Origin of the sequence: Spongiivirga sp. MCCC 1A20706 (genome assembly GCF_046524175.1) — a bacterium.
In the GTDB taxonomy this organism is placed as follows: Bacteria; Bacteroidota; Bacteroidia; order Flavobacteriales; family Flavobacteriaceae; genus Spongiivirga.
Genome location: NZ_JBEFZF010000006.1, coordinates 143,418 through 158,806, shown reverse-complemented (window position 1 = coordinate 158,806; position 15,389 = coordinate 143,418). Strand labels below are relative to the sequence as shown.

Here is a 15,389-nt window from a genome sequence, read left to right as displayed (position 1 = left end):
TCTATTGATCAACATACATAACTGATACGTAAAAATGTCTTCTAAACTTAACAACATACAAATCACTAATTTCCAGACGGAAAGCGGAGCGGTTTATAATGTTATTCCCCTTTCCTACCAGGTTTTTGGTCCTGATTTGGGTAGTGCACCAATTGTTTTGGTAAATCACGCACTAACCGCAAACTCAGAAGTTATTGGTGAACATGGTTGGTGGAATGATTTAATAGGTCAAAACAAGTTAATTGATACTTCAGTTTACACGGTTTTGGCATTCAATATTCCTGGAAATGGTTTTGACGGATTTTTAATTGATAACTATAAGGATTTTTCCGCACGGGATATTGCTGACATTTTCAATCAAGGTCTGCAGTTGTTAAAAATATCTGGTTTGTATGCCTGCATTGGCGGATCGGTGGGAGGCGGAATTGCATGGGAGCTAGCCGCGTTAAATCCTGTATTAATTCAAAACTTGATTCCAATTGCATCCGATTGGAAGTCGTCTGATTGGATGTTGGCTAATACCTTATTACAAGATTTAATCTTGAATAACTCGTCAAATCCGGTTCATGATGCCCGTATTCAGGCTATGTTGTGTTATCGAACACCGAATTCGTTTAAAAGACGATTCAATAGAACGATAAATAAAGACCTTGGTATTTTCAATATTGAAAGTTGGCTATTACACCATGGTAAAAAATTGAAGGGCCGGTTTCAACTCGCATCTTATAAGTTATTAAATCAGTTATTGGGTAGTATTGATATTACAAGAAATCGTAATGATTTTCTGGAAGTAGCGTCAAAGATTAAAGCAGCTATTCATGTTGTTGGAGTAGACTCTGATTTGTTTTTTACCGCACAGGAGAATAAAGAAACAGTAGAAGAACTGTCTAAGGTAAAAACGAATGTTTTTTATCACGAAATTAAATCCATTCATGGGCATGATGCTTTTTTGATCGAATTTGACCAGTTAGAAAAATTATTGAATAGTGTATTTAATAAACAACTAGTTTCGCCTTGAATAATGTTTAACAGAACAAGAAAATGAAAATAAGTTTAGAAAGGGTTAGTGAAGATTTCCATTTTGTTGCGGTAAATGGCCGTGGTAATGAAGTACATATTGATAATAGTAGTGTAGACAATCCCCAAGGCACAAGTCCGATGGAGTTATTATTAATGGGAGTAGCTGGCTGTAGTGCGATTGATGTGGTGGCCATATTAAATAAACAGCGACAAGAAATCACTGCCTACAAAGCTGAAGTTAGCGGTGATCGTATAGAGATTGATGGCGCAAAACCATTTAAGGATGTCCATGTTACAATCTCGTTAGAAGGTAATATCTCACCGGAAAAAGCGCAGCGCGCGGCAACATTATCTTTTGATAAGTATTGTTCAGTTTCTAAAACCATGGAACCGGGTGTTACAATGCATTACAAAGTAATACTAAATGGAAAAGAGGTATAGGAAGAACTGCTCTTTCCTTGAGGAGAGGGACTAGAGAAGAGGCGTTAACCAAAAAAATACAATCAACCGAAAAAGTTTTAGAAGCCCGGTAGATATTAAACTAAAAAAATGAACTTCGAAACGGAAGCAATACGTACACAAATAGACCGCACTGATTTTCAGGAGCATTCAAGTCCGCTATACTTAACATCTAGTTTTGTATTTGAAGATGCAGAAGATATGAGGGCTTCATTTAGTGAGGAAAAGCAACGTACTATTTATAGCCGATTTACAAATCCGAATACGTCAGAGTTTGTTGATAAGATATGTAATATGGAAGGTGCGGAAGCAGGTTATGCCTTTGCGACGGGAATGTCTGCTGTTTTTTCAACTTTTGCAGCACTTTTGGATGGCGGTGACCATATCATCTCTGCACGATCGGTTTTTGGTTCAACCCATACCTTGTTTACTAAGTTTTTACCAAAATGGAATATTAACACCAGTTATTTCAAGATTGGTGAAGTCGATAAAATTGAGTCGCTGATAACACCAAAAACCAAGGTTATTTATGCGGAATCGCCTACCAATCCTGGAGTTGATATAGTTGATTTAGAGCGACTTGGTAAAATAGCAAGAAAACACAACCTTATTTTGATTATTGACAATTGTTTTGCTACTCCGTACTTACAAAATCCAATTAAGTTTGGTGCTGATTTAGTAATTCATTCTGCTACCAAATTAATCGATGGGCAGGGCAGAGTGTTGGGAGGCGTGACAGTTGGTAAAGCTGATTTGATTCGGGAAATTTATTTGTTTTCAAGAAATACAGGACCAGCATTATCACCATTTAACGCTTGGGTACTTTCTAAAAGCTTGGAAACATTGGCCATTAGGGTTGACAGGCACTGTGAAAATGCCTTAAAAATCGCGGAGTTTTTAGAAACACACCCTAAGGTTAATTGGGTAAAATATCCATTTTTAAAGTCTCATCCGCAATATGATATTGCGAAAAGGCAAATGAAACTTGGGGGAAATATTATTGCATTTGAGATAAAGGGAGGGGTTGAATTTGGAAAGGAATTTTTAAATACCATTAAGTTGTGCTCTCTTTCAGCAAACCTTGGGGATACCCGTACAATTGTAACACATCCTGCGTCAACAACGCATAGTAAATTAAGTATTGATGATAGGGGAGAAGTTGGTATTACCGATGGAATGGTGCGAATATCAGTAGGTTTAGAAAGTACGGAAGATATTATAACTGATTTGAAACAAGCACTACAATCTATTCCTTAATATAGTTTTAAACAATGTTTCCTCTCCTTTAGTTAGGAGAAAGAAGTTAATCTCTTGTTATAATATCCTACTTATCCTATAGAATAGTTAAATTAATGTAAAGAGTACAAAATAAAAGAATAATAGAATTACTTTCGTCAATAATTCTAATAATCCATAGAATTAGTAGAATAATAGAATATGCAAAGTTTTAGAACCGAAATAGAAAACCCGATTATTGAAAAGGACATTATTCAGTTAGAAAAGAAAATTGCACTTTTCAAAGAGGGTAAAGTCGATGAAGAGCGATTTAGGAGCCTTCGATTGGCCAGAGGTGTTTACGGACAGCGACAGCCTGGTGTCCAAATGATTCGCATTAAATTGCCATTTGGTAAAGTAACAGGAGATCAACTTTTACGAATTTCGGACGTTTCTGATGAGTTTTCCACTGGACGATTACACATTACCACCCGTCAAGATATTCAAATACATTATGTTAGTCTTGATCGTACCCCTGAACTATGGGCTCAGTTAGAAAAAGATGATATCACATTGCGCGAAGCATGTGGGAATACGGTCCGAAATATTACTGCTAGTGAAACCGCTGGTATTGATGTTAATGAGCCTTTTGATGTCAGCCCATATGCTGATGCTATGTTCAAGTTCTTTTTGCGTAACCCGGTCAACCAAGAAATGGGACGAAAATTTAAAATCTCATTTTCAGCTACTGATGAGGATACTGCCCTCAGCTATATCCATGACCTGGGGTTTATCGCCAAAATAAAAAATGGTAAACGCGGATTCAAGGTAATGTTAGCTGGAGGACTAGGTTCACAGCCAAGACATGCAGACGTATTATATGATTTTTTAGAAGCTGACCGAATTATACCTGTTACTGAGGGCATCCTGCGAATTTTTGATCGTTACGGTGAACGTAATAAAAGGCAAAAAGCAAGAATGAAGTTCCTTTTAAAGGATATAGGACTGGATGCCTTTTTGCGATTAGTTGAGCAAGAGCAAAAAGCCCTTTCCACTTCTCAATATCCTATTAGCACCTCAGACTTCTATATAGATCTTTCGAAACTTAAACCTGAACTTCCCAAAGTACGTATTGAAAACGCATTAGAATATAAAGCTTGGAAAGATTCTAATGCAATCAAACAAAAACAAGATGGCTTCTATGCGGTTGGCATTCGCGTTCCTTTAGGTGATTTTTATACCTACAAAGCACGTAAACTAGCAAATCTCATTAAGAGATATGCTGCTAATGAGCTCCGGTTTTCACTTAGACAAAACATTTTAATTCGTCATGTAAAAGAAGAACTTCTGCCTTTTTTCTTTGTAAAGTTAAAAGAATTAGGGTTCACTGAACTTGGGTATAATTCAACAGTTGATATTACAGCGTGTCCTGGTACAGATACTTGTAACTTAGGAATTGCCAGTAGTACAGGGATTTCAACACAATTAGAAAAAGTGTTAGTGGATGAATATCCTCAATACTTAAATAATAGAGAGGTGCTCATTAAAATTAGTGGATGTATGAACGCTTGTGGCCAACATAATATGGCACATATCGGCTTTCAGGGGATGTCAATTAAATCAGGGAAATTGGTAGCGCCAGCCTTACAAATATTGCTTGGTGGTGGGGTTTTAGGAAATGGTCAGGGACGTTTTGCAGATAAGGTTTTAAAAGTACCCAGTAAAAGAGGGCCTCAAGCACTTCGGTATATTTTGAATGATTTCGAATTAAACAGTGATGCCGAGAATTTTCTAGAGTATTACGATCGTCAAGGAGAAAAATACTTTTATAACCTTCTTAAGCCGTTATCGGATACCACGAATTTGGTTGAAGACGACTTTATAGATTGGGGGCATGCTGAGCCCTATATCAAGGCAGTGGGCGTTGGCGAATGTGCCGGTGTTGTGATTGACCTTATCGCAACCTTATTATTTGAAAGTGAGGAAAAAATCACAAATGCAACAACTGCTTTGGAACAAGAAAAATGGGCTGATAGTATTTATCATTCCTACACAGCCATGGTCAATACTGCAAAGGCTTTGTTATTATCAGAAAATAAGAAAACCAATACACATGCGAGCATTATTAATGGTTTTGATGAGGTTTTCGTTGCTACTGGCGATTTTAGTTTAGGACAACCTTTTTCAGATTTTGTGTACCAAATAAATCAAAACGAACCCACTCAGGATTTTGCACTTAAATACCTAAAAGACGCTCAAGCTTTTTACAAAAAAGTAGATGTCTTTAGACAAAAAGAATTAGCGCATGCAGACAAATAAAAATTCAAAACTAACATTAATAGGTGCAGGGCCAGGAGATCCTGAGCTATTAACAATCAAAGCTGCAAAGGCTTTAGCAGAAGCTGATGTTATTTTATATGACGCATTAGTAAATAAAGAAATACTAAGTTTTGCTCCAACTGCGGAACAAATTTTTGTGGGAAAACGAAAAGGGTGTTACGCTTATCAACAAGATCAAATTAATGAATTGATCGTAAGTCGCGCTTTAAGTCATGGTCATGTGGTTAGACTTAAAGGTGGAGACCCGTTTGTTTTTGGTCGTGGTGCCGAAGAAATGGAATATGCCGCCAATTTTGGCATCGAAACGGAACTAGTTCCTGGTATTTCGTCTTCATTGGCTGTTCCTGCGCTGCAAAACATTCCAGTCACTAAACGCGGAGCATCAGAAAGTTTTTGGGTAATCACAGGGACTACTAAAGATCATAAGCTATCTAAAGATGTACGCTTAGCTGCTCAATCAACAGCAACAGTGGTTATTTTAATGGGAATGAGCAAATTGAATGAAATCGTAAATGAATTTAAAATGAATGATAGGTCAGATACTCCTGTTGCCATTATCCAAAATGGTACTTGTTATGATGAAGAGATCGTAGTAGGTACTGTTGATGATATCGCACAAAGAGTGGGCTATTCAGCTATCAGCAATCCTGCTGTAATTATAATTGGCGAAGTTGTCAATCACCGTAAAATCATGAAGCAATTCAACCACCAAAAAATGATAGAAGAATTTCAATCACTAAGTTTCTAGAATTCGAGGATTAAAACTGATTTTTCAAGGTCATCCCGAGCGGAGTCGAGGGGGTAAAACAAGTCTCACATCTCATATCCAAAAAAATGATAAAAACAGATATACTAATAATTGGCGCTGGGCCAACTGGATTATTTACCGTCTTCGAGGCGGGTTTACTTAAATTAAAAACGCATTTAATCGATGCCTTACCACAGCCTGGTGGACAATTGGCGGAGATTTATCCTAAAAAGCCGATATACGATATTCCAGGATTCCCTGAGATCAATGCGGGCGATTTAGTCGATAATTTGATGGAGCAAATTAAATCGTTTGAACCTGGCTTTACGTTAGGTGAGCGGGCTGAAACCATTGAAAAAATTGAAGATGACACCTTCGTCGTAACCACAAATAGAGGCACAAAGCATAGTGCTCCCGTAATTGCTATTGCAGGGGGACTAGGGTCTTTTGAACCAAGAAAACCACCTATCGACAATATTGAAGACTACGAAGATAAAGGGGTTGCTTACATTATTCGTGATCCTGAAGTATATCGAAACAAACGTGTAGTTATTGCTGGTGGTGGTGATTCTGCATTAGATTGGTCGATATATCTCGCCGACATCGCTTCAGAAGTGTATTTAGTTCATAGAAGAAACGAATTTCGCGGCGCACTAGATTCTGTTGAAAAAGTTGCCGAGTTATCAAAACTCGGTAAAATTGAATTGGTAACCGAAGCTGAGGTAAAAGAGTTACATGGTACAAATTCTCTTGAAGCAGTAACTATAAAACACTTAAAAAATGGCGAGTCTCATATCGAAACAGACTATTTTATTCCATTATTTGGTCTTTCACCTAAATTAGGCCCCATTGCTAATTGGGGTTTAGAGATCGAAAAAAATGCTATTAAGGTTGATAATTCTTATGATTATCAAACAAACATTCCTGGAATTTATGCCATTGGCGATGTTAATACGTATAAGGGTAAGCTAAAGCTTATTTTATCGGGGTTTCATGAAGCGGCAGTTATGTGTCAAAGCGCTTACCAACGCATTAATCCTGGTAAGCGATACGTTATGAAATACACAACGGTAAGTGGTATTAACGGTTTTGATGGTACTAAAAAAGAAGCCAAGAAAGAAGTAGTTAAAGCAATTATTTAATAATAAAATTTGCTCTGACTCACGCTCTTTTATGTCATTTCGTGAGTTCAATTAAAATTAATTTGAAGAGTGGTGTTTGTTTATACCCTGAGTTGTTTTCACTTTCTTAAAAAAGTAGCTGTATTTTTATTAAAATCACATTTGCCTACCAATCAAATGCAACTTATATTTGCCTTAGTTCATTTACAAACTAAACGTTATTAAGAAAGGTGTAGGGATTAGACCCGTTAAAACCTTAGCAACCCTCCTTCTAGGAGAAGGTGCTACGTTCTACCATCTATGTATGGAAAGATAACAGCAAAGACCATCAGTCTCGTTTATCCTTTTACCATTTCTTAATTTTTTGGCGTTACCTCATCTCACTACTATTGTAGTTTCGATAGGTCGGGCTTTACGCTTTTACTCCTCAGTTTTATTGCTCAAAACTTATGGGGTATCAGCTACAATCCCCGCCCGAACGTACTGGTTGGTAAGGGCTGGTCTAACGCGAAGTGTAAAAGTCTCCTTATGGACCGACTAAAAGCACTTAGTTTGGTTAATAAGAAATTAAAATGGCAACAATAGAAAAAGAAATACAAAAACGAATTCTAGTGCTCGATGGTGCAATGGGTACCATGCTACAACGTTATAAATTTGAAGAAGAAGATTTTCGAGGAGAGCGATTTAAAGATTGGTCTTCACCAGTAAAAGGAAATAACGATTTACTCTCGATCACACAGCCAGATGCGGTCAAAGAAGTACATGAGGCTTATTTTCAAGCTGGGGCAGATATTGTGGAAACTAATACTTTCTCGGGGACTACCATTGCAATGGCCGATTATGGTATGGAAGAATTGGTATATGAACTCAACTACCAATCGGCCAAAATAGCCAAAGAAGTTGCTGATGAATTCTCCGCGAGAGAACCCTATAAACCTAGATTTGTTGCAGGTGCTATGGGTCCGACCAATCGAACAGCAAGTATGTCTCCTGATGTCAATGATCCCGGGTTTAGAGCAGTTACTTTCGATGAACTTCGTATTGCTTACAGAGAACAGGCCGAGGCATTAGTTGATGGTGGTGCTGATATTCTGCTAGTCGAAACGATTTTTGATACGTTAAATGCTAAGGCTGCACTTTTTGCAATCGAAGAAGTAAAAGAAGAAAAAGACATTGATATACCGGTGATGGTTAGCGGTACGATAACCGACGCTTCGGGTCGCACCTTATCAGGACAAACAGTGGAAGCTTTTTTAATTTCGATCTCACATATTCCATTGTTAAGTGTAGGATTCAACTGCGCTTTAGGTGCCGATCAATTAAAGCCATATTTAAGTCGTTTGTCAAAAAAAACAGAATTCTTTACATCCGCTCATCCTAATGCTGGTTTGCCAAACGCTTTTGGGGAATACGATCAAACTCCTGAAGAAATGCAACAATTAATTGAGAGCTATCTAGAAGACAATTTAGTCAATATCATTGGTGGGTGCTGCGGTACAACACCAGACCATATAAAACTGATAGCCGAAGCCGCGGCTAGGTACCAGCCAAGACAAATTCTAGCATATCTTTAAATGATTTTAGAAGTAGCCATCCTTCATATTAAATCAGGCTTATCAGCCGATTTTGAATATTCCTTTAAAAAAGCGGAAACCATCATTTCTTCAATGGAAGGATATATTTCTCATGAACTAAAAAAATGTGTTGAACAGGAGGATAAGTATATTTTGTTAGTGAACTGGAGAACAATTGAAGACCACGAAATAGGTTTTAGAAAGTCGGAAGAATATAAAACATGGAAGTCGTTGCTACATCATTATTATGAGCCTTTTCCAATAGTAGAACATTACAGCTAATGAGTAGTCAAAATAAATACCTAACCCTATCAGGTCTCGAACCATTGGTCATTACTCCCGAAAGTAATTTCGTAAATGTTGGTGAGCGAACGAATGTTACCGGATCTCGAAAGTTTCTTAGGCTTATAAAAGAAGAAAAATATGACGAGGCGCTCGAGGTCGCAAGACATCAGGTAGAAGGTGGGGCTCAGATCATAGATGTCAATATGGATGAGGGAATGTTAGATGGTGTTTATGCCATGACTAAATTTTTAAACCTTATTGCTGCTGAGCCCGATATTGCGCGCGTTCCTATAATGGTTGATAGCTCAAAATGGGAAATTATTGAAGCAGGATTAAAAGTAGTGCAAGGTAAATGTGTTGTCAATTCCATTAGCTTAAAAGGTGGGGAGGAAGAATTTATCCGACAGGCTACCTTGATAAAACGGTATGGTGCAGCAGTAATTGTTATGGCATTTGATGAAGATGGTCAAGCCGACAATTATGAACGCCGTATTGAAATTTGCGAACGGTCGTATCGTATTCTGGTTGATAAGGTAAAGTTTGCTCCCCAAGACATCATTTTCGATCCTAATATTTTTCCAGTTGCAACCGGAATGGAAGAGCATCGAAAAAATGCACTTGACTTTTTCAATGCTACAAAATGGATACGCGAGAATTTACCACATGCCAATGTAAGTGGTGGGGTAAGCAATGTGTCATTTTCATTTAGAGGGAATAATGCAGTTAGAGAAGCGATGCATTCTTCTTTCTTATATCATGCCATTAAAAATGGTATGAATATGGGAATTGTGAATCCAGCAATGTTAGAAGTATATGACGAAATTCCTAAAGATTTATTGGAATATGTTGAAGATGTCTTGTTGGATAGAAGAGATGATGCCACTGAACGGTTATTAGACTTTGCTGAAACTGTAAAGGGAAGCAAAAAAGAGGATGATTCTAAAAAACTTGCTTGGCGATCAGAGGAACTACAATCTAGAATTACCCATTCATTAGTTAAAGGTATTGATGAATTTGTTTTAGAAGATATCGAAGAGGCTCGCTTGTCGGTTGACCGGCCTATTCAAGTAATTGAAGGACATCTTATGACGGGAATGAATGTGGTGGGTGACCTATTTGGTAGTGGAAAAATGTTCCTACCCCAGGTGGTAAAATCAGCTAGGGTGATGAAAAAGGCCGTTGCATATTTAAATCCGTTTATCGAGGCGGAAAAAGACAGTTCGTCCGGTGCAGTCGGTAAAATTTTGTTAGCGACAGTAAAAGGAGATGTTCATGATATAGGAAAGAATATTGTTGGTGTGGTACTAGCATGCAACAATTACGAGATAATCGATCTTGGAGTGATGGTACCACCGGAAAAAATCATTCAAGCGGCAATCGAAGAAAAAGTAGATGCTATTGGTTTAAGCGGTTTGATAACACCTTCCTTAGATGAAATGGTATATCTAGCAGATCAGATGGAGAAAAATGATCTCAATATTCCACTTTTAATAGGGGGTGCGACAACATCTAGAGCACATACAGCTGTTAAGATAGAGCCTAAGTATTCTAATACCGTTGTACATGTAAATGATGCATCAAGAGCGGTGACCGTTGTTGGGAATTTATTACAGGAAGATAATGGGCAATTTAAGGAACAAATAAGGGAAGAATACAACAAATTTCGTGAACAGTTCTTAACTAGAGGGAAACAAAAAGAATACATCAGCTTAGAAGAAGCAAGAAAAAGAAAATTCCAAATTGATTGGGATTCATTCGAAGCGATGAAACCAAATCAAGAAGGGATTCAAATTATACAAGATCAAGATTTAAGTGTATTAGTCTCATATATCGATTGGAGTCCGTTTTTTAGATCATGGGATCTTCACGGAAAATATCCCGATATTTTAACCGATGATGTCGTTGGTAAACAAGCTACTAGCTTATTTAAAGATGCTCAAGAAATGCTTAAAGAAGTAGTTGCAAAAAAACAGCTAATAGCAAAAGCTGTATTTGGTATTTTTCCCGCAAATACTGTAAATGATGATGACATTGAAGTAACAATACAAGGTCAGACTGAACGCAGTCGAAGCGCCTATATGTTTCGCACCCTCAGACAACAACTCAAAAAAAGAGAGGGTAAACTTAGCTTCGCATTAGCCGATTTTGTTGCTCCTAAAGAATCGGGCAAACAAGATTATATGGGTTGTTTTTGTGTAACCACAGGTTTTGGTACTCAAGAACTAGCTAAAAAATTCGAGGATGCCCATGACGATTATAATTCGATCATGATTAAGGCATTAGCTGATCGTTTGGCAGAGGCTTATGCCGAGTTTTTACATGAGAAAGTAAGAAAGGAACATTGGGGCTATGCTGCTGATGAAAAATTGACGAATGAAGCCTTGATCAAAGAGGAATATAAAGGTATTAGACCAGCACCTGGTTATCCAGCTTGTCCAGATCATTTAGAAAAAGAAACAATATGGGAGCTGTTACAAGTTAAAGAAACTATTGGTGTTGAACTTACTGAAAGTTTGGCCATGTGGCCAGCGGCATCAGTATCTGGATATTATTTTGCCAATCCATATGCTAAATATTTCGGATTAGGGAAAATCACAGAAGATCAGCTAAAAGATTATAGTAAACGTAAAAACATTGATTTGGAATTGGCTCGAAAATGGCTTAGTCCAAATCTCGCTTAATCTGCAAGATGTGGTCGCCGAAGTTATAGGCGAGAAGATACCCTTGTAGATCTAATTAAAACTGGCAACCGCCAACTTAAAATGAAAGTAACAGAGCATATAATAAAAGCAAAAGGAAAAACTTTATTCTCATTTGAATTAATCCCACCCCAAAAGGGAAGAAGCATTCAGGAGCTATATGACAACATCGACCCATTAATGGAGTTTAAACCACCATTTATTGATGTTACTACTTCACGAGAAGAATACATTTACATTGACAGAGATGGGCTATTAGACAAAAAGCTTACTAGAATGCGTCCGGGTTCTGTGGGTATATGCGCTTCTATTACTCATAAGTATGAAGTTGATACAATTCCTCATGTATTGTGTGGAGGCTTTACCAAAGAAGAAACAGAGTATTTATTGGTCGACTGCCACTATTTAGGTATTGATAATGTAATGGCACTTCGTGGTGATGCGATGAAAGAGGAAAAGTATTTTAAACCTACTAATGGCGGTCATTGCTATGCAAGCGATTTGGTTGAGCAGATTGTAAATATGAATAATGGCCAGTTTTTGCATGAAGTTGTAGAAACTGATAACAAGTCTAATTTCTGTATTGGTGTCGCCGGCTATCCCGAAAAACATATGGAAGCCCCGTCGATGGATGCTGACATAAGACGTTTAAAACAAAAAGTAGATGCGGGCGCGGACTATGTTGTTACACAAATGTTTTTTGATAATAAACGGTATTTCGATTTTGTAGAAAATGCTAGGAATGCTGGTATTACAGTACCCATTATTCCGGGAATAAAACCACTTGCGGTAAAAAGACACTTGCAATTATTACCTCAGGTTTTTAAACTTGATATACCAGATGTGTTGGTAAAGGAAGTAGAGAAATGTAAAACAAATGCTGATGCCAGACAAGTAGGGGTGGAATTTGCCATACAACAATCAAAAGAATTAATGGCTGCCGGGGTGCCGGTTTTACATTATTATAGTATGGGTAAATCGAGCAATATTCAGGCTATTGCGAAAGAAGTCTTTTAGTACTATCAGCAAGTGTCTTACGATAACTTGAATTATCATTCGCATTTTGTTTATTTTTAGCGCTTCGCTATGAAGCAATACCTGTCTTACCTTTTTTTGGTGTTCACTATTATTTGTTTTGCTCAAGAGAGTGGAACAAATTCTTATTTTGATGTGAACTATTTTCATGGGAATATTGCGCGTCACAATGATGATATTCTTCACTTAATAACAGGACATCCTTCGGGATTTATAGCTAGTTGGAATAAAAAAACATTTGGCGAAAAAGCATGGCAAGAACGATATGGATATCCGGATTATGGAATTTCAATAGCCTATCAAGATCTGAAAAATGAGTTTTTGGGTGAAACCTTTTCCCTGTATGGCCATGCCAATTTTTACTTTTTGAATAGGAAGATAATCCTTAGAATCGGCCAAGGTTTAAGTTACAGTAATAATCCATATGATCCTGAAACCAATTTTCGAAATATCGCATATGGTAGCCGCATATTAAGTAGTACTTATCTAATGCTTAATTATAAAAAAGAACGCCTTTTTGATCGGATTGGCTTGCAAGCAGGATTGTCACTAATTCACAATTCGAATGCGAATGTACGGGCACCAAACACCAGTATTAACTCTATTGCTTTTAATGTGGGTTTAAATTACAACATGGATGCTACTGATCCTGATTTTATTAGAAACGATGAAGAGAAGAAATTTACCCAGCCAATAAAGTATAATGTCGTTTTTAGAAGCGGTATTAATGAGAGTGATGTAATTGGAAGTGGTCAATTTCCGTTTTATATTTTTTCATTTTATGCGGATAAAAGAATTAGTCATAAAAGTGCGTTTCAGTTAGGTAGCGAAGTGTTTTATTCCAATTTTTTAAAGGAGTATATACGCTATCGATTCATAGCATTCCCGGAGGATGGTCTAGAAGGGAATGAAGATTTTAAGCGTGTCGGGCTATTTGCAGGGCACGAATTATTTATCAGTAAGTTTTCAGTTGTTACGCAATTCGGGTATTACGTATATTATCCTTTCGATTTTGAGGGAAGAACGTATATTAGAGTAGGTCTTAAACATTACTTTAATGACAAAATTTTTGCCGCAATGACCTTAAAATCCCATGCCGCAAAGGCAGAGGCAGTAGAATTTGGGGTAGGAATACGATTATAATTTATTTTGAAAAAGTGCATTTTCATATTGGTCATTTTAGTAGCCTTCTTAGGTTGCAACAAGGAGAATACAAATGATTGTTTTCAAACAACGGGAGCTATCATACAAAAGGAGTTTAGTGTAACTAATTTTTCCAGGATCCTGGTAAACGAAAATGTGACGTTAGTTTTAAAAGATGAGCCTACAACTAAAGTAGTTATTGAAACAGGCAAAAACTTGTTAAGCGATATTGAGGTGGAAGTGGTTGATGGGCAGCTTATTTTATCAGACAATAACGGATGTAATAATTTTAGAAGCTTCGGGACAACTGTAGCTTATGTTTCCTCTCCAAACATTACTGAGCTTAGAACGGCCTCACAACACGAAATAAGATCAGATGGTGTGTTGGGCTATTCAAGTATTCGTTTGGTATCTGAAGATTTTAACTTTCCTGATAGCGTAACAATTGGTGATTTTAGACTAGAGGTAAATTGCCAATCCGTTAGTTTGGTATTCAATAATTTATCAAATTGTTACATCTCCGGAAATACTGAAAGTTTAAATGTTCAATACGTAGCGGGAAATGGTCGGTTTGAGGGTAGAGATCTTTTAGCGAATTCCGTAACAATTAATCATCGAGGGAGCAACGACATTATCGTTAATCCTCAAGTTGTACTTAGAGGTACTATAAGAAGTGTTGGGAATGTGATTAGTTATAATAGACCAGAAACTGTTGAGGTAGAAGAAATATTTAACGGGAGATTGATTTTTAGAGAAGATTAGCTTATTTCTTCCTTTCAATTACGTAGTTAACCATTAAAACCAGTGCCTCCTTATACACGGAGTCGGGATACTTTGCTAATAGATCTAATGCCTTTTTTTGAAACATTACCATCTTCTCTATGGCATATTCTAATCCACCTTTATCTTTTACAAATGTGATCACTTCTTTAACTCGTTTTTTGTTTTTATTATGGTTTTTGACCGAGTTAATTAGCCAACGTTGTTCTTTAGAAGATGAATTATTGAGCGCATAAATCAATGGCAAAGTCATTTTTTGCTCTTTGATATCAATACCTGTCGGTTTTCCTATTTTTTCTTCGCCATAGTCAAAAAGGTCATCTTTTATTTGAAAGGCAATACCAATAAGTTCGCCAAACTTACGCATCATTTCAACATCTTCAGAGTCCGGTTTCACTGAGCATGCGCCCATGCTGCAACAAGCGGCAATTAGGGTAGCTGTCTTTTGCCGAATAATGTCGTAATACACCTCTTCAGTAATATCAAGTTTTCGCGCTTTTTCTATCTGTAGTAATTCACCCTCACTAATTTCTTTAACTGCAACTGAGATGATCTGTAATAAGTCATAATCTCCGTACTCAACAGAAACCAATAGGCCTTTAGAAAATAAATAATCACCGACGAGCACAGCAATCTTATTTTTCCAAAGGGCATTGATTGAGAAAAAACCACGTCGCATATTGCTATCGTCAACAATATCGTCATGTACTAAACTGGCAGTATGAATAAGCTCTATGATGGAAGCTCCACGATAGGTACGTTCGTTTACTTTTCCTTCAGAAACCATTTTGGCAACTAAAAAAACGAACATAGGCCTCATTTGTTTGCCTTTGCGGTTTACAATGTAATGAGTGATCCTGTTTAAAAGTGCCACCTTTGAGGTCATGGATTCAGAGAACTTCTTCTCAAACAATTCCATTTCTTCCCGAATAGGCTCTTTTATTTGTTCGGCTATTTTCATGCAATATTC

Annotated in this window: 13 protein-coding genes and 1 riboswitch; of the genes, 12 read left to right on the top strand and 1 reads right to left on the bottom strand. The window is 37.2% G+C overall.

All coding sequences use genetic code 11. From position 1 onward, the window contains the following. Window positions 1-34 precede the first annotated feature (34 nt). From ABN763_RS14945 to ABN763_RS14890, 12 genes are all read left to right on the top strand, one after another. The gene (locus ABN763_RS14945) at window positions 35-1,018 is read left to right on the top strand and encodes an alpha/beta fold hydrolase (protein ID WP_410486297.1); all 984 of its coding nucleotides are present in this window, start codon (window positions 35-37) and stop codon (window positions 1,016-1,018) included. A 23-nt stretch (window positions 1,019-1,041) separates the two neighbouring features. Beyond that, a complete protein-coding gene (locus ABN763_RS14940; RefSeq protein WP_410486296.1) occupies window positions 1,042-1,461 on the top strand; it encodes an OsmC family protein in 420 nt (139 codons plus the stop codon). 108 nt (window positions 1,462-1,569) lie between these two features. Next, on the top strand, window positions 1,570-2,736 hold the full coding sequence (locus ABN763_RS14935; RefSeq protein ID WP_410486295.1) for a trans-sulfuration enzyme family protein: 1,167 nt from the start codon (window positions 1,570-1,572) through the stop codon (window positions 2,734-2,736). A gap of 180 nt (window positions 2,737-2,916) precedes the next feature. Beyond that, the gene (locus ABN763_RS14930) at window positions 2,917-5,013 is read left to right on the top strand and encodes a nitrite reductase (protein ID WP_410486294.1); all 2,097 of its coding nucleotides are present in this window, start codon (window positions 2,917-2,919) and stop codon (window positions 5,011-5,013) included. Further along, window positions 5,000-5,782, top strand: coding sequence for a uroporphyrinogen-III C-methyltransferase (cobA, locus tag ABN763_RS14925; protein ID WP_410486293.1), 783 nt, complete (start codon window positions 5,000-5,002; stop codon window positions 5,780-5,782). The genes ABN763_RS14930 and cobA overlap by 14 nt, the downstream gene beginning before the upstream one ends. Before the next feature lie 86 nt (window positions 5,783-5,868). Then, complete coding sequence (locus ABN763_RS14920) at window positions 5,869-6,924, top strand: NAD(P)/FAD-dependent oxidoreductase (protein WP_410486292.1); 1,056 nt, start codon at window positions 5,869-5,871, stop codon at window positions 6,922-6,924. Between the two features lie 194 nt (window positions 6,925-7,118). Beyond that, window positions 7,119-7,222: riboswitch (SAM riboswitch) on the top strand. A gap of 253 nt (window positions 7,223-7,475) precedes the next feature. Then, window positions 7,476-8,477: a homocysteine S-methyltransferase family protein gene (locus tag ABN763_RS14915; RefSeq protein WP_410486291.1), complete on the top strand. Its 1,002-nt coding sequence runs from the start codon at window positions 7,476-7,478 to the stop codon at window positions 8,475-8,477. Further along, window positions 8,478-8,759 (top strand): antibiotic biosynthesis monooxygenase family protein, encoded by a 282-nt coding sequence (locus ABN763_RS14910; RefSeq protein WP_410486290.1) that lies wholly within the window; start codon window positions 8,478-8,480, stop codon window positions 8,757-8,759. Next, entirely contained in the window at window positions 8,759-11,443 is a 2,685-nt protein-coding gene (gene metH, locus ABN763_RS14905; RefSeq protein WP_410486289.1) for a methionine synthase, read from the top strand. The genes ABN763_RS14910 and metH overlap by 1 nt, the downstream gene beginning before the upstream one ends. An 81-nt stretch (window positions 11,444-11,524) precedes the next feature. Continuing rightward, window positions 11,525-12,478, top strand: a complete 954-nt coding sequence (gene metF, locus ABN763_RS14900) for a methylenetetrahydrofolate reductase [NAD(P)H] (protein WP_410486288.1) — start codon at window positions 11,525-11,527, stop codon at window positions 12,476-12,478. A 69-nt stretch (window positions 12,479-12,547) separates the two neighbouring features. Continuing rightward, entirely contained in the window at window positions 12,548-13,639 is a 1,092-nt protein-coding gene (locus ABN763_RS14895; protein ID WP_410486287.1) for an acyloxyacyl hydrolase, read from the top strand. A gap of 6 nt (window positions 13,640-13,645) precedes the next feature. After that, entirely contained in the window at window positions 13,646-14,401 is a 756-nt protein-coding gene (locus tag ABN763_RS14890) for a head GIN domain-containing protein (protein WP_410486286.1), read from the top strand. Between the two features lies 1 nt (window position 14,402). On the opposite strand, the gene ABN763_RS14885 is transcribed toward ABN763_RS14890, so the two are convergent. Further along, entirely contained in the window at window positions 14,403-15,380 is a 978-nt protein-coding gene (locus ABN763_RS14885) for a polyprenyl synthetase family protein (protein WP_410486285.1), read from the bottom strand. Between the last annotated feature and the right edge of the window lie 9 nt (window positions 15,381-15,389).

Bases quoted from the DNA above. Each gene is read 5' to 3' on its own strand.
- ABN763_RS14945 (WP_410486297.1), top strand. From the start codon at position 35: ATGTCTTCTAAACTTAACAACATACAAATCACTAATTTCCAGACGGAA.
- ABN763_RS14940 (WP_410486296.1), top strand. From the start codon at position 1,042: ATGAAAATAAGTTTAGAAAGGGTTAGTGAAGATTTCCATTTTGTTGCG.
- ABN763_RS14935 (WP_410486295.1), top strand. From the start codon at position 1,570: ATGAACTTCGAAACGGAAGCAATACGTACACAAATAGACCGCACTGAT.
- ABN763_RS14930 (WP_410486294.1), top strand. From the start codon at position 2,917: ATGCAAAGTTTTAGAACCGAAATAGAAAACCCGATTATTGAAAAGGAC.
- cobA (WP_410486293.1), top strand. From the start codon at position 5,000: ATGCAGACAAATAAAAATTCAAAACTAACATTAATAGGTGCAGGGCCA.
- ABN763_RS14920 (WP_410486292.1), top strand. From the start codon at position 5,869: ATGATAAAAACAGATATACTAATAATTGGCGCTGGGCCAACTGGATTA.
- ABN763_RS14915 (WP_410486291.1), top strand. From the start codon at position 7,476: ATGGCAACAATAGAAAAAGAAATACAAAAACGAATTCTAGTGCTCGAT.
- ABN763_RS14910 (WP_410486290.1), top strand. From the start codon at position 8,478: ATGATTTTAGAAGTAGCCATCCTTCATATTAAATCAGGCTTATCAGCC.
- metH (WP_410486289.1), top strand. From the start codon at position 8,759: ATGAGTAGTCAAAATAAATACCTAACCCTATCAGGTCTCGAACCATTG.
- metF (WP_410486288.1), top strand. From the start codon at position 11,525: ATGAAAGTAACAGAGCATATAATAAAAGCAAAAGGAAAAACTTTATTC.
- ABN763_RS14895 (WP_410486287.1), top strand. From the start codon at position 12,548: ATGAAGCAATACCTGTCTTACCTTTTTTTGGTGTTCACTATTATTTGT.
- ABN763_RS14885 (WP_410486285.1), bottom strand. From the start codon at position 15,380: ATGAAAATAGCCGAACAAATAAAAGAGCCTATTCGGGAAGAAATGGAA.